Source organism: Actinomyces sp. HMT 175 (genome assembly GCF_016694895.1).
Classification (GTDB): Bacteria; Actinomycetota; Actinomycetes; order Actinomycetales; family Actinomycetaceae; genus Actinomyces; species Actinomyces oris.
On sequence record NZ_CP068012.1, the window covers coordinates 1,831,892 to 1,853,230 of the forward strand.

Annotated in this window: 16 protein-coding genes; 4 read left to right on the forward strand and 12 right to left on the reverse strand. The window is 70.9% G+C overall.

Features of this window, described 5'->3' with window-relative positions; genetic code table 11:
- Nucleotides 1-81: 81 nt before the first annotated feature.
- The 9 genes from mraY to dinB all read right to left on the reverse strand — a co-directional run bounded on the left by mraY (nt 82) and on the right by dinB (nt 10,941).
- Nucleotides 82-1,182, reverse strand: a complete 1,101-nt coding sequence (gene mraY / locus JJJ14_RS07820) for a phospho-N-acetylmuramoyl-pentapeptide-transferase (RefSeq protein WP_003786289.1) — start codon at nt 1,180-1,182, stop codon at nt 82-84.
- Nucleotides 1,179-2,630, reverse strand: coding sequence for a UDP-N-acetylmuramoyl-tripeptide--D-alanyl-D-alanine ligase (locus tag JJJ14_RS07825; protein ID WP_201443786.1), 1,452 nt, complete (start codon nt 2,628-2,630; stop codon nt 1,179-1,181). Before JJJ14_RS07825 ends, mraY begins: the two co-directional genes overlap by 4 nt.
- Nucleotides 2,615-4,201: a UDP-N-acetylmuramoyl-L-alanyl-D-glutamate--2,6-diaminopimelate ligase gene (locus JJJ14_RS07830; protein ID WP_201443787.1), complete on the reverse strand. Its 1,587-nt coding sequence runs from the start codon at nt 4,199-4,201 to the stop codon at nt 2,615-2,617. The genes JJJ14_RS07825 and JJJ14_RS07830 overlap by 16 nt, the downstream gene beginning before the upstream one ends.
- Before the next feature lie 106 nt (nt 4,202-4,307).
- Entirely contained in the window at nt 4,308-6,107 is a 1,800-nt protein-coding gene (locus JJJ14_RS07835; protein ID WP_075374532.1) for a peptidoglycan D,D-transpeptidase FtsI family protein, read from the reverse strand.
- 6 nt (nt 6,108-6,113) lie between these two features.
- Complete coding sequence (locus JJJ14_RS07840; RefSeq protein WP_075374531.1) at nt 6,114-6,578, reverse strand: hypothetical protein; 465 nt, start codon at nt 6,576-6,578, stop codon at nt 6,114-6,116.
- Nucleotides 6,579-6,685: 107 nt separating this feature from the next.
- On the reverse strand, nt 6,686-7,813 hold the full coding sequence (gene rsmH, locus JJJ14_RS07845; protein WP_201443788.1) for a 16S rRNA (cytosine(1402)-N(4))-methyltransferase RsmH: 1,128 nt from the start codon (nt 7,811-7,813) through the stop codon (nt 6,686-6,688).
- Between the two features lie 266 nt (nt 7,814-8,079).
- A complete protein-coding gene (gene mraZ / locus JJJ14_RS07850) occupies nt 8,080-8,511 on the reverse strand; it encodes a division/cell wall cluster transcriptional repressor MraZ (protein WP_201443789.1) in 432 nt (143 codons plus the stop codon).
- A gap of 635 nt (nt 8,512-9,146) precedes the next feature.
- A complete protein-coding gene (locus JJJ14_RS07855) occupies nt 9,147-9,554 on the reverse strand; it encodes a DUF3040 domain-containing protein (protein WP_201443790.1) in 408 nt (135 codons plus the stop codon).
- Nucleotides 9,555-9,678: 124 nt separating this feature from the next.
- The gene (gene dinB / locus JJJ14_RS07860) at nt 9,679-10,941 is read right to left on the reverse strand and encodes a DNA polymerase IV (protein ID WP_201443791.1); all 1,263 of its coding nucleotides are present in this window, start codon (nt 10,939-10,941) and stop codon (nt 9,679-9,681) included.
- Between the two features lie 87 nt (nt 10,942-11,028).
- Here dinB and JJJ14_RS07865 point away from each other — a divergent pair, with 87 nt between their 5' ends.
- Entirely contained in the window at nt 11,029-11,865 is an 837-nt protein-coding gene (locus JJJ14_RS07865; protein WP_236592769.1) for a spermidine synthase, read from the forward strand.
- Between the two features lie 60 nt (nt 11,866-11,925).
- Here the strand turns inward: JJJ14_RS07865 and JJJ14_RS07870 are convergent, their stop codons facing one another.
- A complete protein-coding gene (locus tag JJJ14_RS07870; protein WP_201443792.1) occupies nt 11,926-12,864 on the reverse strand; it encodes a PAC2 family protein in 939 nt (312 codons plus the stop codon).
- 494 nt (nt 12,865-13,358) lie between these two features.
- On the opposite strand from JJJ14_RS07870, the gene JJJ14_RS07875 reads away from it, so the two are divergent.
- From JJJ14_RS07875 to JJJ14_RS07885, 3 genes are all read left to right on the forward strand, one after another.
- On the forward strand, nt 13,359-15,974 hold the full coding sequence (locus JJJ14_RS07875) for a HelD family protein (protein ID WP_201443793.1): 2,616 nt from the start codon (nt 13,359-13,361) through the stop codon (nt 15,972-15,974).
- 160 nt (nt 15,975-16,134) lie between these two features.
- Entirely contained in the window at nt 16,135-18,060 is a 1,926-nt protein-coding gene (locus tag JJJ14_RS07880; RefSeq protein ID WP_201443794.1) for an AMP-binding protein, read from the forward strand.
- A gap of 75 nt (nt 18,061-18,135) precedes the next feature.
- On the forward strand, nt 18,136-19,920 hold the full coding sequence (locus tag JJJ14_RS07885; protein WP_201443795.1) for an AMP-binding protein: 1,785 nt from the start codon (nt 18,136-18,138) through the stop codon (nt 19,918-19,920).
- Between the two features lie 40 nt (nt 19,921-19,960).
- Here JJJ14_RS07885 and JJJ14_RS07890 read toward each other — a convergent pair whose 3' ends face one another.
- Together JJJ14_RS07890 and dapA are read right to left on the reverse strand one after the other, a co-directional pair.
- Nucleotides 19,961-20,407: a pyrimidine dimer DNA glycosylase/endonuclease V gene (locus JJJ14_RS07890; RefSeq protein ID WP_201443796.1), complete on the reverse strand. Its 447-nt coding sequence runs from the start codon at nt 20,405-20,407 to the stop codon at nt 19,961-19,963.
- 22 nt (nt 20,408-20,429) lie between these two features.
- Nucleotides 20,430-21,326, reverse strand: a complete 897-nt coding sequence (gene dapA / locus JJJ14_RS07895) for a 4-hydroxy-tetrahydrodipicolinate synthase (RefSeq protein WP_201443797.1) — start codon at nt 21,324-21,326, stop codon at nt 20,430-20,432.
- Nucleotides 21,327-21,339: the final 13 nt, after the last annotated feature.

Consider the following 21,339-nt stretch of genomic DNA (forward strand, 5'->3'; position numbering starts at 1 on the left):
TTCCTCACTTCTCCTGACGGGGCTTCCGGTAGGAGAAGACTGCTTCAATGGTTCGGGTCGCAGTGGCCCGGGCGTCCTGGCTCATCCGAAGATGAGCTGGCGCAGGTACTCGGCATAGAAGATTCCGAGTCCCGCGATGACGCACAGGCCGGCGATGATCCAGAAGCGGATCACCACGTTGACCTCGGTCCATCCTCCCAGTTCGAAGTGGTGATGCAGTGGAGCCATGCGGAAGACGCGTCGGCCTGTCGACTTGAATGAGACGATCTGGATGATGTCGCTCATGACCTCAGCCAGGAACAGTCCACCCAGGATGACAGCCAGGAACTCGGTTCGAGTCAGGATCGACAGGCCGGCTACCGCCCCTCCCAGGGCCAGGGACCCGGTGTCGCCCATGAAGATCTTGGCCGGTGAGGCGTTCCACCACAGGAAGCCGAAGCAGGCCCCCATGAGGGCGGCGGCGATCATGGCCAGGTCTCGCGGGTCCCTGACCTGGTAGCAGGTGGTGGGGACCATGGTCTCGTGGCCGTAGTTGCAGGACTGGTTGGTCTGCCACACGCCGATGAGCGTGTAGGCACCGAAGACCATGGCCGAGGCGCCGGCGGCCAGTCCGTCAAGCCCGTCGGTCAGGTTGACGGCGTTGGACCAGGCGGTGATGAGGAAGTTGGCCCACAGGATGAACAGGATGAGTCCGACGACGCTACCGGCGAAGGCCAGGTTGATCGCCGAGTCCCGGGCGAAGGAGATCCGGGCGGAGGCGGGGGTCAGTCCGTTGCGGTCCGCGAAGTGCAGGGCCGCCACCGAGAATCCGATGCCGATGAGCGCCTGCCCCACGATCTTCTGCCATGCCCTCAGTCCCAGGGAGCGCTGCTTGGAGATCTTCTCGAAGTCGTCCAGGAATCCGATGAGCCCGAGCCCGACGACGAGGAAGAGCAGCAGGACCCCGGAGGCGCGCGGTGTGCGCAGCTGGCTGAGATTGGCCAGGGTGTAGCCCAGGACAGTGGAGATGATGATGACGAGGCCGCCCATGGTCGGCGTGCCGCGCTTGGTGAAGTGTCCCTGGGGCCCGTCCTGGCGGATGAACTGTCCGTACTCCTTGGCGTGGAGGTAGCGGATGAGCAGGGGGGTCCCCAGCAGGGTGCCCACCAGTCCGACCACACCGGAGATGAGGATGGCGGTCATCGGGGACGAACCTCCTTGAGGTGGTCGGCCAGGCGCCAGGCGCCCGAGCCGTTGGAACCCTTGACCAGGACGGCGTCGCCGTCGCAGAGCAGGGCGTCGATCTGGGAGATGGCGGTCGCGGCATCATCGAAACCGACGACCTCGACCCCTCGCGCCCTGGCCGCCTCGAGTGCCTCCTGGGTGGAGCCGATGCCGATGAGCATAGCGGCTCCGGCTCGGGCCGCGAGCTCTCCGGTGCGCGCGTGATCGGCCGCAGAGGACTCCCCCAGCTCGAGCATCTCGGAAATCACGACGACGCGACGCCGGTCCCCGGCCAGAGCCGGCAGCACCGCCAGTGCCGCCGTCATGGAGTCGATGTTGGCGTTGTAGGAGTCGTCGATAAGGAGAAGATCACCACTGAGTTCCGAAATATCCATCCGGTGGGGGCTCTCGATGCTCACCGAGCCGAGTCTGTCCGCGATGAGCTCGGGGGCGATGCCTGCGGCCAGGGCCAGCCCCGCGGCGGCCAGGGCGTTGGACACGTTGTGCACTCCCGCCACGGCCAGCTGGACGCGGCGGGGCTCGGCGAGACCGGGCAGGTGGAGGTCGAAGGCCGCTCGGGCAGCCGCGTCCAGGTCCACGTTCTCGGCCCTCAGGTCGGCCTGTCGCCCCTGGGCGGAGAAGGTCAGGACGCGTGCCGGTGCGAGCTCGGCCATGGCGGCGGCGCGGGCGTCGTCGGCGTTGAGGATGGCGATTCCCTCGGGCCGCAGGCCGGCGATGATCTCCGCCTTGGCCGCGGCGACTCCCTCGATGGAGCCGAACCCGCCCATGTGGGCGTGGCCGATCATGAGGACCCCGGCCGCGTCCAGGGGGGCGATGTCGGTGAGGTAGGCGATGTGGCCAGGTCCGGAGGCCCCCATCTCCAGGACGAGGTAGCGGGTGGACTCGTCGGCCTCCAGCACGGTCAGCGGCAGCCCGATCTCGTTGTTGAAGCTGGCCCGGGGCGCCACCGTGGGGCCGGAGGCGGCCAGGAGCTGACGGGTGAGGTCCTTGGTGGTGGTCTTGCCCACCGAGCCGGTCATCGCCACCACGGTGAGACGATCGCCTTGCTCGGCTGCCGCCTGGCGCAGTGCCTCCAGGTGGGTGCGGGCCAGCGCGCCGAGGGCCGCCACGGTGTCCTCCACGAGGACGAGCCCCATGGACACCTCCTCGGCCTGCCCCTGGGACAGCCCGCTGCGGGCGGCCTCCAGGTCGGAGACGATGGCGCCGACGGCGCCCAGGTCGCGGGCCGATCCCAGGTGGGCGTGGCCGTCGGTGCGCTCGCCGTGCACGGCGACGAACAGTGAGCCCTCGGCGGCCTGGCGGGAGTCGGTGACAACCGGTCCGGTCACCGGCGCGTCAGGGCCGATGAGCCTTCCGCCGACGGCGGCTGCGATCTGACTCAGGCTGAGCCTCATGCCCGTCCCCATTTCTCCTCGACGGCGTCAGCCATCACGGGCGCGTCGTTGTAGCGGATGAATTCCCCGGCCATCTCCAGGAAGGGCTCGTGGCCCTTCCCGGTGACGATGACGGTGTCGTCGGGTCCGCACAGCTCAACACCCCGGCGCACGGCGTCGCCGCGCCAGGTGGTGATCTCCTCGACGTCCGTCAGGTCAGGGCGCACGCCGCGCACCCCCTCGAGGATGGCGTTGCGGATGAGCTGGGGGTCCTCGCTGCGGGGGTTCTCGTCGGTGACGACCAGAACGTCGGCCAGGCGGGCGCACACCTCGCCCAGCATGGGCCGCTTGCCCTGGTCGCGGTCGCCGTCGGAGCCGAAGACCACGATGAGGCGCCCCGGGGTGATGGGGCGCACGGCCTTGAGGGCCAGCTCCATGGCCTCGGGGGTGTGGGCGAAGTCAACGATGCACAGGCCGCGTCGGCCGTCGCGCTGACTGATGCGCTGCATGCGGCCGGGGATGTTGTGGGCACCGGCCAGGGCCGCGGCGGCCGTAGCGGCGGGCACCCCGGCGCGGATGGCCATGACCAGGGCCAGGGCGGCGTTCTGCACGTTGACGATTCCGGGAAGGGGGCAGGAGGCCTCGATCTTCTCGCCGTCGGGCCCGTGGAGGGTGAAGGTGGTGGCGGAGTCGGTCAGGGAGACGGCGGCGTCGCTGACCCACCAGTCGGCGGGAGTCTCACCGGGGTAGGCGCGCACGCGGTCGATCTCGATGGGGGCCTCGGCGGCCAGGGCCGCGCCCCACTGGTCGTCGACGCAGACCACGCCGCGGCGGGCGTGCTCGGGGGTGAACAGCTGCGCCTTGGCCTCCAGGTAGCCCTCCATGGTCTTGTGGAAGTCGAGGTGGTCGCGCTGGAGGTTGGTGAAGCCGGCAACGTCGACGACAATCCCATCGAGCCGGTGCAGGACGATGGCGTGGCTGGAGGCCTCCAGGGAGGCGGCGCCGACCTTGTCCTCCACGGCCAGGGCCATCATCCGCTGCAGGACGGGGGCCTCGACGGTGGTGCGCGGGGACTCCACGGAGCGCTCCCCCACGCGCAGCTCGACGGTTCCGGCCACCATGCAGCCTCCGACGTGAGCGGACAGGATGGCGTCGAGGAAGTATGCGGTGGTCGTCTTGCCGTTGGTTCCCGTGACGGCGGTGGTGACCAGGCCGCGTGCCGGGTGGTGGTAGACCTCGGCGCTCAGGGGGCCGACGACGGCGCGGGGGTCACTGTGCACGAGGACGGGGGTACCGGGAGCGACCTGGTGGACGATCTGGGCGCCGTCGGCATCGGTCAGGACGGCAACGGCACCGGACGCGACGGCATCGGCGGCGAAGCGGGCGCCGTGGACGGTGAAACCGGGCAGTCCCACGAAGAGCTCGCCCGGGGCGGTGTCAGCGGAGTCGACGCTGACCCCCAGGATGCTCAGGTCGTTGAGGGTCGCGGCGTCCTCAGCTGAGGCGGGAGCCAGGGAGAAGCGCTCGCACAAGGTGCTGATGGGGATGGGACCATTGGAGCTCGGCCGTAGGGCGGCGGCCGACTCGTAGGCGTGGTTGCTCATAGTTCCTCAATCTATCGCGACCTTCCACTGTCGATGTTCCACAAGAGCCCCTCCGGCCCACTTCGCCGAGGTGCTGGTGGTCACGCTCATCTACCTATAGGCGTCCTCACTGATTCGCGTCCCTCTCTCCTCCGGCCCCGTTGCGAGCCGCCCGGGCCGCCACGACGCTGGGGTCCGGGGCGATGTTGAGCGCCTGCATGGCTGCCAGCGCCACCTCCCGGAAGACGGGGGCGGCAACGGTGCCTCCGTAGATCCCCTCGGGACGGTTGACGATGACCGCGATCGCCAGCACCGGGTCGCGCGCAGGCAGGAAGCCGACGAAGGAGGCCACGGTGGAGTCGTCGGTGAGGATCTCGGTGGTTCCGGTCTTACCGGCCACCAGGTAACCGTTGATGGAGGCCGACTCCGCGGTACCGCCCTCCTGAGTGACGCCGATGAGCATCTCGGTGAGGGTCTTGGCCGTCGCCTCGGAGATGACCCGCACCCCCTCGGGGCGGTCCTGGGGGGTCTCCTTGCCGTCGGCGTCGATCCAGGCGTCGATGACGCGTGGGGCCACGCGCACGCCCTTGTTGGCCACGGTGGCCAGCACCTGGAGGGACTGGAGCGTGGTACCGGCCACGCCCTGCCCGAACATCGTGGTGTAACGGGTGCGGTCGTCCCAGGAGCTGGGCGGGTAGAGGATGCCGTCGGACTCCGCCGGCATCTCGATGCCCGTGGCCTGCCCCCAGCCGAAGCGCTTCATGTAGTCGTAGCGGACGTCGTCGGCGAGCTTCTCGCCGATCTGCACGGTGCCGACGTTGGAGGACTCCGCCAGGACTCCGGCGGTGGTCAGGGTCTGGGTCTCGTGCTCGTGGGAGTCCTTGAAGGTCTGCCCGTTGGCCGAGGTCCAGGTGTAGGGGACGGTCCAGGTGTCCTCGGGCTTGACGGCGCCCTCCTCCAGAGCGGTGGCGAAGGTGACGACCTTGCCGACGCTTCCCGGCTCGAAGACGGCCTGCACGCTGCGGGCGGTGCGGTTCTCCTCGGAGGTGGCCGAGGGGTCGGAGGGGTCGACCGAGTTGGAGTCGGCCAGGACCACGACCTTGCCTGTGGCCGGCTCCATGGCCATGACGATGCCCCAGTCCGCGTGCTGGGCGGCCACCGTCTTGTCGATGGTCTCCTGGGCGATGGACTGCAGGTCGGGATTGAGGGTGGTGCGCACCGTGGCACCGGGCCTGGCCGGTTCGTCCTCCTGCTCACCGGTGGGGATGATGACGCCGCTACGCCCAACCTCCTCACTGCCCTTGCCGTCGGTTCCCGTCAGGAGCTTGTTCTGGGTGAGCTCCAGCCCGGCCGCCCCGATGAGCTCGCGGTTGTGCTCGCCCTCGTGGGTGAAGCCCAGGACGTTGCCGGCCACGGTCCCGGCCGGGTAGGTGCGTCGGGTGCGCTGGTCGGGCTCGACCCCGGGGATGTCCAGGGCCTTGATTTTGCGCCAGGTGTCAGGAGAGACCTCCTGGGCGATGACCTCGTAGCTCCGATTTCCCACGAGCTTGGCTCCCAGCTCCAGGGGATCGACGTCGAGGATCGGGGCGAGCTGGGCCGCGACCGCCGTCGCCCCGTAGTCGACGACGACCTTCTCGTTGACACCGGTGGACTCGTTGAGTCGCATCTCGGTGCGCTCGTACTGGGCGATGGCGGGCTGGTTGACGCCGACGTCGTAGCTGACCGCCGAGGAGGCCAGGACGGTGCCGTCGCGCCCGGTGATGTCGCCTCGGGGGGCTCGGTTGACCCAGGTGACCGTGCGCTCGGCCTTCGCCTTCTGGGCCAGCTCCGGCCCCTCAATCGCCTGAACGTAGACGGTGCGCCCGGTCAGTGCGGTGAACACGAGCAGCCCTCCGAGCTGGAGCGCCTGACGACGCGAGGGATTCACAGGCGCCTACTTCCCGTTCTTGGCGGCGTGGGCGGGGGTTCCCTCCGTGAGCTGCCCCTTGTTGACGTCGACGACGCCGGGGGCGGCGGCGGGTACCATCCCGAGCTCCTTGGCGCGGCCGGCCAGCGCGTCGGGCGCCGAGGCCTCCTGAACCTGGGTGCGCAGCGTCTCGACGTGGTCCTCGGCGACGTTGAGCTCGATCTGCTTCTCCTTCATCCGGTAGGCGGTGTCGGCCATCTTGGCGTTGAGGAGCATCGAGGTGATGAGAGCGCCGGCCAGCACGAGGATGATGACGGTCAGGAAGGGAAGGGAGGACGAGGCCGCCCGGGAGGCGCCGCTGACGACCCGCAGCTGGGGCCGGTTGACGGCGCCCGCCTCGGCGCGTCCCTGGGTGCTGGTGGAACCACTTGCCTGGGCGGTGCGCCGCGTCGCGATCGGGCGGGTGACTCGAGCAGTAGCAGTGGCGCTCATCAATGTGCCTTCCCTGTGCGTAGTTGGACTGGTGTGGATGGACGATGGTGCAGTGGAATCGTTGGCCGCCTGGGGCGGTCCGCCGGCGTCTGGAGCGGCTGGGCCGCCTAGCTGCGGTGGCGACGGCGGGCGGTGCGTTGACCACTGCGGCGCCCGGGGTCCCGTCCTCGGCCGCCGGCGGGCGCAGAGGCCTCTGGCGAAGGGGCCTGGTCGGCCGGACGCAGGCGGACGGCTGCTCGTAGTCGCACCGGTGCTGAGCGGGGGTTGTGGTCGAGCTCGCGGGCGTCGGCCTTCTCCGCGCCGTTGGTGAGCAGCTCCAGGTAGGGGCGGTCCGCCTCGGGGACGACCGGCAGGTCCTGGGGCGCCCGGGAGGTGGCTCCGTGGGCCAGCGCCCGCTTGACGATGCGGTCCTCCAGGGACTGGTAGGACTCCACCACCAGGCGCCCTCCCACACGCAGGCTGTTGAGAGCCCGGGGCACGGCCCGCTCCAGGACGTCGAGCTCGGCGTTGACGGCGATGCGCAGCGCCTGGAAGGTCCGTTTGGCCGGGTGCCCGCCGCTGCGGCGCGCCGGCGCGGGCACGGACTGACGGACGAGCTCGGCCAGGTCCTGGGTACTGGCCACCGGATCCCCGGACTCGCGGCGGCGCACGATGGCGGCGGCGATACGGGAGGCGAAGCGCTCCTCGCCGTAGGTGCGCAGAATGCGGGTGAGCTCGGCGGCGTCGGCATGCGCCAGCAGGTCCTGGGCGGTCATTCCTGAACCCTGGTCCATGCGCATGTCGAGAGGCGCCGGGCGGGCGTAGGAGAAGCCCCGCGAGGCCTCGTCGAGCTGAAGGGAGGAGACCCCCAGGTCCATGAGGACGGCGTCCACGGTCCCCTCCGCACGAACGGAGTGCTCACGAGCCACCCGGCTGACGCCGTCGTAGGTCGCCTGAACCGCGACGAAGCGGTCCCCGAAGCGGGCCAGGCGCGCCGAGGCCAGTGCGATCGCCTCGGGGTCACGGTCGATGCCCACGACCTTGAGGGTCGCGAAGCGCTCGAGCGCCGCCTCGGTGTGGCCCCCCATGCCCAGGGTGCAGTCGATCATGACCGGCTGGGCCGGGCCGGGCGCCGCCGCGCCGCCGGCAGCGCCCTCGATGGCGGGCGCTAGCAGGTCCAGGCAGCGCTCCAGGAGCACCGGCTCGTGCCGGCCGACGGCGTCGGCAGCGGATGCCTGCGCCTGAGAGCTGGTCATAAGGCGTGCTCCTTTCTGGTGCTGGCCCGGCCCCGGTCCGGGTACCCGGCTGGTTGTCAGTTGCTGATAAGCCCTCGACATCCGTCCCTCCCCGGCGCACCGGGCGGGGCGGCCATCTCGCCAGGACTCCTCCCGTGGTTCCGGCGCCGGGGAAGAGGCGTCGGACTCGACATCGGGCGGAGACCTCACGAGATGGTTCGCCAGAGCCCTGATGGCATCTGCGTGCGGTCCGTCGGGTTCGTTCAGTTGTCGAAGAGGTCGAGGCGTCAGAAGAAACCGGGGATGATCTCCTCGGCCGTGTCGGCGAAGACCTGTTCCTGGGCGTCCAGGTAGGTGCTCCAGGACTCGGAGTCCCAGATCTCCACCCGGGCACCGGCTCCGATCACCGCCAGGTCCTTCTTCAGGCCCGCGTAGGCCCTCAGTGGGGCCGGCAGAGTGATCCGCCCCTGCTTGTCCGGGATCTGCGAGTCCGCCCCCGAGAGCATGACGCGCACGTAGTCACGCGCCTGCTTCTGGGCGAGGGGGGCCTCACGCAGCTGGGCGTACATGCGCTCGAACTCGGCGGCGGTGAAGGCGTACAGGCAGTGCTCCTGACCTCGAGTCAGAACCACGCCGCCCGCAAGCTCCTCACGGAACTTCGCCGGGAGGATGAGACGGCCCTTCTCGTCCAGCTTGGGTGCATGCGTTCCCAAGAACATGAGCCACCTCCTTCCCCTCGACGACCCCGTGCACCCCACCCTACTCCACTTCCCTCCCTTTTCTCCCACCCCTCCTCTTCGAGAGCATCACAGCTGGGTATCGCCAACGACGGCACCACCACCCCAGACCCCTGACTTTTCGTTGGAATCACAGCAGTTCACCGCCTACTTACGCGAGGTGGAGGGAGGTGGAGGACAGGTGGAGGGAGGCGTTCACCACCACCCTCCTCGGCGTGGTGAACATCCAGGAAAAAAGCAGATTCCACTCGGCCTGCACGCAGGGTTCCGGTTGGCCTCAGGTCCTCGGAGCAGAGGTACGAGCGGAGCCGCACCGCTCTCGAGGCAGCTCTTCCGAGTCCAAGGAATTCCTTGAGATTCTCAGGATTCTGTCCCGACCTGACGAGGTCCGCAGAGGGCTGATCGGGGTCTGCAGATACTCAGGTCCTGTCTGCAACGGGTGAGCGTTGGAGACAGGACCTGTGGAGCCGTGCCGGCGGGAGGAATATGGAGGTGGAGGGAAGTGGGGGCAGTGGAGGGATGTGGGGATCGGCGTACGCCAGCAAAGCTGCAGGGGCGCGGGCGTGGTGGAGCGGCTGGAGAGGAGTGGGGGGCTCGGGGAGGTGGATGCGGGCCGGTCAGTCCTCTGAGTCGCGCCGGCGATCCCAGCGCTCTGACTGGCGGTCCATGAAGGAGGAGCGCTTCTTCCCGCCGCCCTTGGCGGGCCTGCCCCGTCCTGCCGCGGACTGACCTGAGCTCGACGTGCTCTCGACCCGGGTCAGCGCCATTGCGACACCTCCGACGGCCACGAGGAAACCGGCGACCCCCAGCAGGATGGACAGGAGGCTGTGGGGCACCGAGACCCCTGCGATGAGGAGCGCCAGACCGACCAGGACCAGGGCCACGCCGCCGCCGATATGGCGGGGCGAAGGCCGTGAGAGCCGACGCTCCTCACGCTGGAACGTCTGAGCCAGCTCGGGGTCATCCTCATGGAGCTGCGATTCCAGGTCTCGCAGGACCTGCTGCTCTCGCTCTGACAGTGCCATCATGCTCCTTGCTTCCGGGCGGGGCCGGGGATCTGCGCCGTAGTTGCCAGGATAGGCGCTGTGGGGGCTCAGGAGAAACTCACCGACGAGGTTGGCCGGGACGCAGACGGCTCCCCCACCCGGGTCACCGACGACGACCTCGCCCTTCCTGCCCGGGCGGCGCCTTGGTGGGGCCGTCTCCTGACAGGAGGCTGGCCGGGGCCACTGCGTGAGCTCCCCACCTGCGGCGCACGGCGTCGGCGGCCCGCTCGGAGGCGCCGCGCCGCGGGTCCTCGTCCAGGAGGAGCTGCACACCGTCGTCGGGGCGCAGCAGTCCCTCGACCCGCACCCCCAGGAGGCGGAAGCCACCGGGCGGGGTGGGCAGGGCGGAGTAGAGCGAGGAGACGGTCTCCCAGATGTCCTGGGCGAGGTCGGTGGGGGTGGCCAGGGTGCGTGAGCGGGTGACGGTGGTGAAGTCGGCCCCTCGGGCCTTGAGGACGGCGACCCGGCAGCGCCGGTCCGCCGCGCGCAGACGGGCGGCGCACTGGTGGGTCTGGTCCAGCAGGACCCGCCGGGCGTGGTCCCGGTCGGTGAGGGTCTCGAAGAAGGTGGTCTCGGTGCCCACCGACTTCTCCTCACGCACCGGCTCGACCCGGCGGGGGTCGACGCCGTGGGACAGCTCGTGCAGGTGGCGCCCGGCGGCCCGGCCGAGGATCTTCTCCAGGTGACGCACGTCAGTGCCCGCCAGGGTGCGCACATCCTGAATCCCCCATCTGGCCAGGACCTCCTGGGTCCGGGTGCCAACGCCCCACAGGGCCCCGACCGGCAGCACGTTGAGGAAGTCCTGCGTGGCGACGGCCGGCACCAGGAGTAGTCCGTCGGGCTTGGCGTGGGAGGAGGCGAGCTTGGCGATGAACTTGGTGGAGGCGATGCCCACCGAGGCCGGAACGCCCACTCGCCGGCGTATCTCGGCGCGGATCCAGCGGCCGATGGTCACCGGGGAGCCCATGCGGCGCCTGGCCCCGCTCACATCCAGGAAGGCCTCGTCGATGCTCACCTTCTCCAGGGCGGGGGTGACCTCGGCCAGGACGGCCATGACCTGGGCGGAGACCTGGGAGTAGAGGCCGTGGCGCACGGGGAGGACCACGGCCTGGGGGCAGCGGCGGGAGGCCTCGGCCATGGACATCGCCGAGGAGACGCCGAAGGCGCGGGCCTCGTAGGAGGCTGCCGAGACGACGCCCCGGCCGTCGCTGCCGCCGACGATGACGGGACGGCCGGCCAACTCGGGGTGCTCGAGGAGCTCGACCGAGGCGAAGAAGGCGTCCATGTCGACGTGGATGATAGGGGTGGCGGAGTCATCGTCCCCCCAGGACCGGCGCGCGGCCTGGGAACGGGGTGCTCTGCTCATCTCCACCTCCTCAACGAGTGCGACGGACTCACCGGCTGACGGCCCCCGAGGAGTCCGCCCGCACTCCTCTCAGGCTACCGTGGGGCTGTGACACGTAGACGCAGGAGCTCCGGGGCCCCGGCGCTGACCGATCTGCCCCAGGGCCCGGTGCGCACTTCCCTGGCCACGGCCGAGCTCGTGGCGCGAGACACCGGGATCCTTCTCATGCTCGACGGCGCGGAGTCCTCCTTCCTGGACCTGCGCGACCCCTCCCACCTTGACTTCGAGTACCACCAGCAGATGGACGCGGTGCTCTCGGCCCTGCGCGGCGAGGGCGACCCCCTCAGGGCGCTCCACCTGGGTGGGGCGGGCTGTGCCCTGGCCAGGGCGTGGGACGTGACCCGCCCCGGCTCCCAGCAGGTCGCCGTCGAGATCGATGAGATCCTCGCGAGCCAGGTGCGGACCTGGTTCGACCTGCCCCGGTCCCCCAGGCTGCGGATCCGGGTCGGCGACGCCGCCGAGGTGGTGGCAGGGCTGCGGCCGGGCCAGTGGGACGTCGTGGTGCGCGACGTGTTCAACGGTGGGAGCGTGCCGGCCTCCTGCAGGAACCGGGAGTTCTTCGACTCCTGCCTGAGGGCGCTGGCTCCAGGAGGACTGCTGCTGGTCAACACCGCCTCCATGCCGCGTGCCCTGGCCGGCGCTGAGATCGCCACGCTCGCCGGCGCCCTGGACGGGGACACCTCCCGCGCGTTCATCGTCGCCGATCCCGCCGCGGCGCGTGGCCGGCGCCGGGGCAACCTGGTGCTGGTGGCCCGCCAGGACCCCTTCACGGAAGGCGAGCTCGAGGAGGCAGAGCGCGCAGTGCGCCGCCTGCCGCTGCCGGTGCGCACCTGGGCGCTCGATGACGCCGCCCTACCGTGCCCTGAGGGTGTCCGGGTCCGCTAGACCCGCACGAGGCAATTGACCGGCCGCCGGTCCGGGGGCGCCAGCAGCGCTCGGTACCGGTCAGCTCCCGCGGCCGGGGTTCCAGCCCTGGGACCCCAGGTCCCCGGAGTCGTTGGCCTCCAGGAAGGCCTCCAGGCGCGCGCCGATCTCCTCGGCGCTGGGCAGGTTGAGGATCGGCGCGGAGGTGTCGACCTCGTCGATGGCGATCCTGGGGGCCATGGCGTCGTACTGGGCCTCCAGGGCGGAGACGACGGCGCTGACCTCCGGTTGCTGAGCGGCCTCGGCGTTGATCTCGGCACGGTTGATGCTGGCGGCGGCCTCGAGGTCCCCGACCGGCAGCGCCAGGCCGGTGGCCTGCACGACGGCGGTCAGCAGTGCCGAGGCCCCCTGCGGGAACTCGTCGCGGGCCACGTAGTGCGGGATCGCGGCCGAGACTCCCCGGGAGTCCAGACCCAGCTCGCCCAGACGCAGCTCGAGGTAGGCCGACATCGACCCGGGCAGCTCGACGTGCCCGAAGAGCTCGGGCTGGTTGGGCAGCAGGTCGGGCTGACTGCCGTGGTGGTGGACGTAGGTCGGGCGCGTATGGGGCACGGCCATGGGGATGCCGCTCATGCCGACGGCCTGGCTCACGCCCATGGAGACGGCCAGGTGGGCCACGGCTCCGACGAACTCGTCCCAGCGGTAGTCCGGCTCGCTGCCGTGGAGCAGGAGGACGTCCTCGCCGTCGTCGTCATGGAGGAGATCCAGGACCATCTCGGGCATGGTGACTGAGGAGTAGTTGTTATGAACGAAGGTCATCGTGGGACGCCGGGCGCGGTAGTCCACGAGGGCGTCGATGTCGAAGGTGGCGACACGCTCGCTGGGGAGCGTCATGAGCAGTTGGTCGACGGCCAGCGCGCCGGCGTTGCCGGCGTCCATGGCGCCCTCGAAGTAGTGGATGAGGACCCTCGGGGAGATCGGCTGATCCGCGGGGTGCTGGATGGTGAACAGTGGTCTCACGAGCCCGTCTCCTCCTGTCTGGTCTGGTTCATCCTCCCGTGGCATGGGTCCGTTGGTGCGCTCGCCGCCCGAGGTGACGGGCGGCGAGACCGACGGCGCCGGGGAGGGCGTGTCCGTGTCGTGCGATGGTCATGGTCTAGGCATGGCCTGGGTTCGGCACCCGGAGCGATCCCGTTTGAGTCGCTCCATGGTCGAGCGACGTCGAGCATCATCGGCTCAGTGAGACGATTCGGCGTTTTATCAGGATTCGTCCGGGTGAGTGCCCGGGAACGGCGGTTAGCGTCCTGGGCACTCCTGCCAACACCTTCTGGATTGTCGATGTTCCCGCCCGCGCCGGGTTGGGGCGCCTTGTTCGCCCTCGGCGTCCCCGTCGGGGCGTCAGCAGGAGAATAATGGGTCGACCGTACTGAAGCCATCACCGACCCCAGTACCCGTCAGCGTCAACCAGAGCCGGCCAGTGCACCCCACGCGCATGCCTGCCAGAACCAGAACCGATGCGAGGCCTTGTGAGTCAGACGATCCCCTCTCGCCCACCGCACTCCCAGCAGGAGGCGCCGTCGCGGGCGGAGGAAGATGCGGGCAGTGTCCGCGAGCGCGAGATGCGCGGTGAGCAGGTCGTCGTCGACCTCGCCTACAGCGAGCTGGATCGCCAGCTGGCTCAGGCCCGCCACTCCCTGGCCCGTACCGAGGCCCAGGGCGTCAGCGGCACCCACCAGTCCCGCGGGGAGCGGGACGCCTACGCCGTGCACTACTCGTCGCTGGTCTCTTCCCTGGAGGGGGTCGAGGACCGTCTGGTCTTCGGACGGATGGATATGAGCACCTCGCCCGATGACGCGTCGGACTCGGGGGCCTCCGGGCGGGCCCCGGCCGCAGTCTCCGGCTCTGGCAGGGGCACGGGCGGCTCCTCCCCGGTCACGGACGGGGGACGGCGCCACTACGTGGGGCGCATCGGTCTGCAGGACGCCCAGCACCGTGAGGTGATCCTGGACTGGCGCGCCCCTCTGGCCCGGGCCTTCTACCAGGCCACGGCCTCCGAGCCCATGGGGCTGGTGCGCCGGCGGCACATCGACACTCGGGCCCGTCAGGTGCTCGGGGTGGAGGACGAGGTCCTGGACCTGGCCGCCCTCGAGGCCGGCCAGGCCCCGTCCGGCTCGTCGGGGACCTCCGTGGCCGCTGGGGACCTGCAGGGCGAGGGGGCGCTCATCGCCGCGATGTCCAGCGCCCGTGACGGCCGCATGGGTGACATCGTGGCCACGATTCAGGCCGAGCAGGACCGGGTCGTCACCTCCTCGGGCCGGGGTGTGCTCGTGGTCCAGGGCGGCCCGGGCACGGGTAAGACGGCGGTGGCGCTGCACCGGGTGGCCTACCTGTTCTACTCCGAGCGCGAGCGCCTGGAGCGTTCCGGCGTGCTCCTGGTGGGGCCATCACGCACCTTCCTGCGCTACGTGGAGCAGGTGCTGCCCTCCCTGGGTGAGACGGGGGTGGTCTCCACGACGATTGGCGACCTGGTTCCCGGGGTGCGGGCCACAGCCCAGGAGGACGCCCGCGTCGCCGAGCTCAAAGGTCGCTCGGTGTGGGTCAAGGCCCTGGAGCGGGCGGTGCGGGGCCTGCAGCGTGTCCCGGATGCTCCCCGTGAGATCGAGGTCCAGGGGGTGCGCCTGTCCCTGGAGCCCGACGACGTGCGTGAGGCGGCCTCCCGGGCCCGTCGGGGCGGCAAGCCCCACAACCTGGCCCGCGAGGCCTTCGTGATCTGGCTGCTGGAGCGCCTGACCGACCAGTACGCGGCGGCCACGAACCAGGACGCCTCGGACGCTGACACGCGCGCCTGGATCCGGGAGGACATCCGTACCGCCCGTGACGCCCGTCGGGAGATCAACCTGTGCTGGATGCCGACGACGCCCCAGGGGCTGCTGGAGCGGCTGTGGAGCCGGCCCGCCCTCCTGGAGCAGGTGGCGCCATCCTTGAGCGAGCAGGAGCGCACGCTGCTGCACCGTGAGCCCGGGAGCGCTCTGAGTGCGGCGGACATCCCGCTCATTGACGAGCTGGCCGAGCTGCTGGGCCCCAGCGAGGACGCCCAGGCCCGGCGCGCCCGACTGGAGGCCCGCCGCCGCGAGGACCTGGTGGCCTACGCGGCCCAGGCGATCGAGTCCCAGGAGCTGGGCGGCGGGATGGTCAGTGCCGAGATGCTGGCCGACCGGGTCTCCCAGGGCGGCCCGACTCTGACTCTGGCCGAGCGGGCCCGGGCCGATCGGACGTGGACCTACGGGCATGTCGTCGTCGATGAGGCCCAGGAACTGGGCACCATGGCGTGGCGGGCGCTGGCGCGTCGCTGCCCGGTGCGCTCCTTCACGGTGGTGGGGGACCTGGCCCAGTACTCGGGCCCCCACGCCCCGGGCAGCTGGGGCGAGGTGCTCACCGCCCTGGGGACGGCATCGGCTGAGGGTGCTGCGGAGGCCCAGGGCCGGTCCCGGTCGCAGTCGCGTCACCGGGCCCGTTCGCGCTCGCGGCAGGGCCGACAGTCGGGGCGCTCGCGTGGAGGGTCGACCCCGCTGCGCGAGGAGGCCCTCAGCGTCTGCTACCGCACGCCGGCCACGATCATGGAGGCGGCCGAGGAGACGGTGACGCAGCTGGGCCACCCGCCGGTCTACCCGGTGCGCTCGGTGCGCGACCTGCCCGACTGCCTGGAGGTCACCGACCTGTCGCAGTCCCCTGAAGGCGCCCAGCCCGAGGCCTGGGCGAGTCTCCTGCGCGAGGTCGTGGCCCAGGAGTCGGCCCGCCTGGATGACCAGGTGGGGGCCGGCGTCGGGCGCATCGCGGTCATCTGCCCCTCCCCCGGCCGCACCGAGGCGCTGCTGCGTCAGGACCCGAACCTGGCCGCGGCGATGGAGGCTCCGGGAGGCGACGTGCTGCGCTCGCGACTGCTGGTGGTCGACCCGGTGCTGTCCAAGGGGCTGGAGTTCGACGTCGTGGTGCTCGTGGATCCCGCTGAGATCGGTGAGCGCAGCGCGGGAGACCTGTATGTGGCGATGACTCGTCCCACGCGCCGCCTGCGGGTGGTCAGTCGCCTACCGCTCCTCCGGGGCCTGGAGCCGCGTTCCTCCGGTCGGTGAGCCGGATCGCACAGGGTTGTCAACGCCACCGACCACGCAGGTTACGCCACCGTAGGTTACGGTTGCTCCTGAGTTCTCATCGTCGCTCGCGGGCGGCACCCGCGGCGGGCGAAACCCTCCCCGTCGGGGGAAGGCTCACGGCAGACAAGGGGGAAGACCCATGAGTGCTTCACGCACGTCGGTAGCCGCGCTCACGCGTGGCGCCGCGTCGGCGGCCGGCTCGGACGCCTCCGGTCATGAGGCCCTTGAGGCCGTCTACCGTCAGGCGGGGGTGCCCTCCACGATCCCTGCGGTCAGGGAGCCCCTGTCCTGCATGCTGCGCGACGCCGCCCGGGACTTCCCGGACCGGGTGGCCCTGGACTTCCTAGGCGCCCCGACGACCTACTCCCAGCTGGAGACCCAGGTGGCGCGGGCCGCGGAGGCCCTGCGGGGCCTGGGGGTCGGGCGAGGGGACGTCGTCGGGGTCATTCTTCCCAACTGCCCTCAGCACGTGGTCGTGGCCTACGCGGCCTGGCGCATCGGGGCGATCGTGGCCGAGCACAACCCGCTGGCGCCCGCCGCCCAGCTGCGCGAGCAGTTCCACATCCACCGTGGGCGCGTCATCATCGCCTGGGAGAAGACCCTCGAGCGCCTTGTGGCGGCGGTGGGCTCACTGGAGGCGGCGGGCCTGGGGGGCCTGAGCGTGTACTCGGTGGACCTGTCCCGTCATCTTCCGTTGCGCAGCCGCCTGGCCCTGAGGCTGCCGGTGGCGGCCGCCCGCACCCAGCGCCGCGAGCTGCGCGGCAGGATCCCGGCCGGGGTGCGCTCCTGGGACGACCTGGCCGCCTCCGCCATCCCCTTGGCCACAGGCTTCCCGCTGCCGAGCGTCTCGGAGGCGGCGGCCCTGCTGTACACCGGCGGGACGACGGGCACGCCCAAGGCCGTGTGCCTCACCCACGAGAACCTGCGCTCCAACGCCGAGATGTCCTTGGCCTGGGCGTCGGGCACCACGAGCGCGGGCAAGGAGACCTTCTACGCGGTCCTGCCCTTCTTCCACGCCTTCGGCATGTCCCTGTCGCTGCTGTGCGCGGTGGGGCTGGCCGCCACCCAGGTGGTGCTGCCCAAGTTCGGGGCGGACCTGGTGCTGGCCGCCTGGAAGCGGCGCCCAGCCACCTTCTTCCCGGGGGTGCCGGTCATGTTCGACCGTCTGGTGACCCGGGCGCGGGCCACCGGGGCGAACCTGTCCTCCTGCAAGATCGCCGTGTGCGGGGCGGCCCCCAACCCGCTGGCGGTGGCGCAGGCCTGGGAGGAGGCCACCGGTGGCACCATCATCGAGGGCTACGGGATGACCGAGTCCTCCCCCATCATCCTGGGCAACCCGATCTCGCCGGCGCGTCGGCCCGGCACCCTGGGGGTGCCCTACCCCTCCACGCAGGTGCGCCTGGTGGACCCTGAGGACGTTGAGCGCGAGGTGGCTCCCGGGGAGGTCGGCGAGCTGCTGGCACGCGGCCCCCAGGTCTTCACCGGCTACTGGGACAACCCCGAGGAGAGCGCCGAGGTGCTGCTGGACGGGGGCTGGCTGCGCACGGGCGACCTGGTGCGTCAGGAAGCGGACGGCTTCTACGTCATCGCCGACCGCCGCAAGGAGCTCATCATCTCCGGGGGCTTCAACATCTACCCCACGGAGGTGGAGGCCGCGGTCCGCTCGATGCCGCAGGTGGAGGAGGTCGCCGTCGTCGGGCTGCCGGCCGAGGCCGGCAATGAATCCGTCGTCGCCGCGATCCTGCCCAAGGAGGGCCAGACGGTCACCCTGGAGCAGGTGCGCGAGTGGGCGGCCAAGAACCTGTCCAACTACGCCCTGCCGCGCCAGATCGCGATCCTGACCGAGATGCCCCGCTCCCAGATCGGCAAGGTGCTGCGGCGCGTGGTGCGCGACGAGCTCCTGGCGGCCCGGGAGGCGGCCTCCGGAGCGGCGACGGCGGCGGCCGTCTCCATCGTCGAGCACTTCCCCGGCCGGGGTGAGCGCAAGGACGGCGGTCAGCCGGAGGGCGGCCAGGACAGCAAGGCCAGCAAGGCCGGGCCGCATGACAGCGCGGCCTCCCGCTGAGGGCGCGCCTTCAGATCGCAGCCGCCCCAGATCACCTGACTGCTCCCACCCACAGCCCGATTCGACTCCACAGACATGACTGACAACACGATCAACGCCGCCGCCTCGCCGCAGCGGGCCACCCAGGACCACCGCCACTACCTGCGCCCTCACTACCAGCCCGGTATCCCGGCGGCGATCGAGGTTCCCGACGCACCGTTGAGCGAGCTGCTGGAGACGGCGGCACGCTTCTACTCCGATCGGGTCGCCATCGACTTCCTGGGTGCGGCGATGACCTACCGCGAGCTGCTGGAGGCCTCGGAGCGGGCGGCGCAGGTGCTGCGGACCTCGGGGGTGCACAAGGGCGACCGGGTGGCCCTCATTATGCCGAACTGTCCGCAGCATGCCGTGGCCCTCTACGGGGCGCTGCGCATCGGCGCGGTCGTGGCCGAGCACAACCCACTGGCGCCCGCCGAGGAGATCCGTTCCCAGCTGGACGCGCACGGAGCCCGCGTCATCATCGTGTGGGAGAAGGGCGTCGGCCTCGTCACCGATCCCCATCCGGCTTCAGGCGCCGACGGCGATGCGCTCCAGGGGCGCACGGTATTCAGCGTGGACCTCTCAGCCGCAATGCCGGTGCGTCTGCGCGCCGCGCTGCGTCTTCCGGTGGAGCGGGCCCGGCGGCAGCGGGCCGCCTTCCGGGCACAGAGCCTGCCGGCGGGGGTGCGCTCCTGGGACAAGGAGGTGGCCGGCGCTCACCGGATCCCCTCACGATTCCCCTACCCGACCGGCTCCGACATCGCGGTCCTGCTGCACACCGGCGGGACGACCGGCACCCCCAAGGCGGCGATGCTCACGCACACCAACCTGCGGGCCAACGCCAACCAGGCCATCGCCTGGGTGCCGATGCTGCACGAGGGCGGGGAGAACTTCCTGTGCCTGCTGCCCTTCTTCCACGCCTTCGGGCTGACCTTCAACCTCTTCTGCGCGGTGCAGAAGGCCGCCACCCAGGTGATGCTGCCCAAGTTCTCGGTGGATCAGGTGCTCGCTGCGCACGAGCGGCGCCCCTTCACCTTCTTCGTCGGCGTGCCGGTCATGTTCGAACGGATCCTCGACGGTGCACAGAAGCGGGGCACGAACCTGGGCACCCTGCGCTACGGGGTGTGCGGGGCGGCCCCGATGCCGCCGGAGGTCGGGGCCCGCTGGGAGAAGGCGACCGGCGGCTTCTTCGTCGAGGGCTACGGCATGACTGAGACGAGTCCGATCGTCGCGGGCACGCCCATGGGGCCCTCGCGCCGCCTGGGTGCGCTGGGCCTGCCCTTCCCCTCCACGGACGTGCGCGTTGTGGACCCCGAGGACCCGGACCCTGACCGGGAGGTGCCCGACGGCGAGCCGGGCGAGCTGCTGGTGCGTGGCCCCCAGGTCTTCGCCGGCTACTGGGAGGACGAGGCGGCCACGCAGGCCGCGATCCTGCCGGGAGGCTGGCTGCGCACGGGCGACATCGTGCGCCGGGAGGACTCCTTCCTGTGGATGGCCGACCGTAAGCGCGAGCTGATCCTCACCGGCGGCTTCAACGTCTACCCCAGTCAGGTGGAGGCGGCGATCCGCTCCATGAAGGGCGTGGCCGACGTCGCCGTGGTGGGGCTCCCCGACGGCGCGATGGGCGAGCTCGTGTGCGCCGCCGTGGTCCTGACCGAGGGGGCCGCGCCGGGGTCGGTGACCCTGGAAGCGGTGCAGGAGCATGCCGAGCGGACGATCCCGCGTTACGCGCTGCCGCACCGCCTGGAGGTCATTGAGGAGATGCCCCGTTCCCAGATCGGCAAGATCCTGCGCCGCGTCGTGCGAGAGAAAGTGCTCGCCAGAGCTGCGGCAGAGGGCTGAGCGGCCGCGGTACCGGTCGCCTCTGCGCCCGCCCTGGGGCCTACGGGGTCAGTGCCCGCTCCCAGGGCTCGACGTCGCCGGGGACGACCCGGAAGATCGGGTGCGCTTCAAGCCGCTCCGGCAGAGGCAGGAGATCGGGGGCGCGGCCGGCCAGCTTGGCCTCAAGGTGCCTGCGCTCCAGATCCATCTGCCCCTCGGTGACCGTCAGGCTGACGCCGGTGCACTCCGGCTCAGGCAGGTCAATGCGGGTGACGTCGAAGCGGTAGCCGCGCCGGACGGCCTCCTCGCGCAGCCCCCACAGGTAGGCACCCACCGCCACCGCCGGGGTGACCGGATCTGGAACGGCGCGGAAGCGTTCGAGCTGGGGGTGGTTGCGGTAGCCGCGGGTGCGTCCGGCCAGGACCGCCTGGGCCAGGAGCGACTCGCGCCAGCAGGCCACCAGGCCCGCACGGTCCAGGTGGCTCGGGTGCAGCGACCACATGCGCATCGCGAGCGTGCCCTTCCGGTTCTCAGAGCAGCCCGGAGGCGGCCAGGACCTCACGCAGGGCGGCAACCTCAGCCTCCTCGGCGCGCACCAGGGGCAGGCGCAGGGCGGGGCTGGGCAGGCGTCCCTGGAGGTGCAGGGCCTCCTTGGCCATGACGGCCCCCTGCCCGCCACCCATGATGGCATGGACCAGGGGGCGCAGGCTCCGGGCGAGGGTGCGGGCGCTGGCCAGGTCGCCGGCGTCGACGGCGTCGATCATCTGGCGCCAGGAGTGGGCGTCGGCGTGGGCGGCCACGGAGATGACGCCGGAGGCGCCGTGGGTGAGCCAGGCGAAGTTGAGGCCGTCGTCGCCGGAGTAGTACTCCAGGCCGGTGGACTCCATGCGGCGGAAGCCCTGCTCGACGTCGCCGGTGGCGTCCTTGACGGCCTTGACGCGGGGGTTCTCGGCCAGGCGGGCGAGGGTCTCCTCGGTGATCTTCACGCCGGTGCGCCCGGGGATGTCGTAGACCATGACGGGCAGGTCGGTGGCCTCCACGACGGCGTTGATGTGCCGGTAGACGCCCTCCTGGCTGGGGCGGTTGTAGTAGGGGGCGTTGATGAGCAGGCCCTCTGCGCCGGCCTCCTGGGAGGCCACGCCGATGCGCACCGCGTGGGCGGTGTCGTTGGAGCCGGCGCCGGCCATAATCATGGCGCGTCCGGCCAGGGCGTCCTTGACCTGGCGGATCAGCTCCTGCTTCTCAGGGGTGTGGGTGGTCGGGGACTCACCGGTGGTGCCCGACAGGAGGATCAGGTCGGCGCCGTCATCGACCAGGCTGACCGCCAGGGCCCGGGCGGCGTCGTAGTCGACCTCCCCACTAGGCGTGAAGGGGGTGACCATGGCGACGCCGACGGAACCGAAGCTGCGGGAGGGGGCTGAGCTCATGGCGCCACCCTAA

What these genes read in the sequence shown, in the direction of transcription:
- mraY (WP_003786289.1), bottom strand. Translation starts at nt 1,182, where the DNA reads ATGACCGCCATCCTCATCTCCGGTGTGGTCGGACTGGTGGGCACCCTG.
- JJJ14_RS07825 (WP_201443786.1), bottom strand. Translation starts at nt 2,630, where the DNA reads ATGGGGACGGGCATGAGGCTCAGCCTGAGTCAGATCGCAGCCGCCGTC.
- JJJ14_RS07830 (WP_201443787.1), bottom strand. Translation starts at nt 4,201, where the DNA reads ATGAGCAACCACGCCTACGAGTCGGCCGCCGCCCTACGGCCGAGCTCC.
- JJJ14_RS07840 (WP_075374531.1), bottom strand. Translation starts at nt 6,578, where the DNA reads ATGAGCGCCACTGCTACTGCTCGAGTCACCCGCCCGATCGCGACGCGG.
- rsmH (WP_201443788.1), bottom strand. Translation starts at nt 7,813, where the DNA reads ATGACCAGCTCTCAGGCGCAGGCATCCGCTGCCGACGCCGTCGGCCGG.
- mraZ (WP_201443789.1), bottom strand. Translation starts at nt 8,511, where the DNA reads ATGTTCTTGGGAACGCATGCACCCAAGCTGGACGAGAAGGGCCGTCTC.
- JJJ14_RS07855 (WP_201443790.1), bottom strand. Translation starts at nt 9,554, where the DNA reads ATGGCACTGTCAGAGCGAGAGCAGCAGGTCCTGCGAGACCTGGAATCG.
- dinB (WP_201443791.1), bottom strand. Translation starts at nt 10,941, where the DNA reads ATGAGCAGAGCACCCCGTTCCCAGGCCGCGCGCCGGTCCTGGGGGGAC.
- JJJ14_RS07875 (WP_201443793.1), top strand. Translation starts at nt 13,359, where the DNA reads ATGCGAGGCCTTGTGAGTCAGACGATCCCCTCTCGCCCACCGCACTCC.
- JJJ14_RS07880 (WP_201443794.1), top strand. Translation starts at nt 16,135, where the DNA reads ATGAGTGCTTCACGCACGTCGGTAGCCGCGCTCACGCGTGGCGCCGCG.
- JJJ14_RS07885 (WP_201443795.1), top strand. Translation starts at nt 18,136, where the DNA reads ATGACTGACAACACGATCAACGCCGCCGCCTCGCCGCAGCGGGCCACC.
- JJJ14_RS07890 (WP_201443796.1), bottom strand. Translation starts at nt 20,407, where the DNA reads ATGCGCATGTGGTCGCTGCACCCGAGCCACCTGGACCGTGCGGGCCTG.
- dapA (WP_201443797.1), bottom strand. Translation starts at nt 21,326, where the DNA reads ATGAGCTCAGCCCCCTCCCGCAGCTTCGGTTCCGTCGGCGTCGCCATG.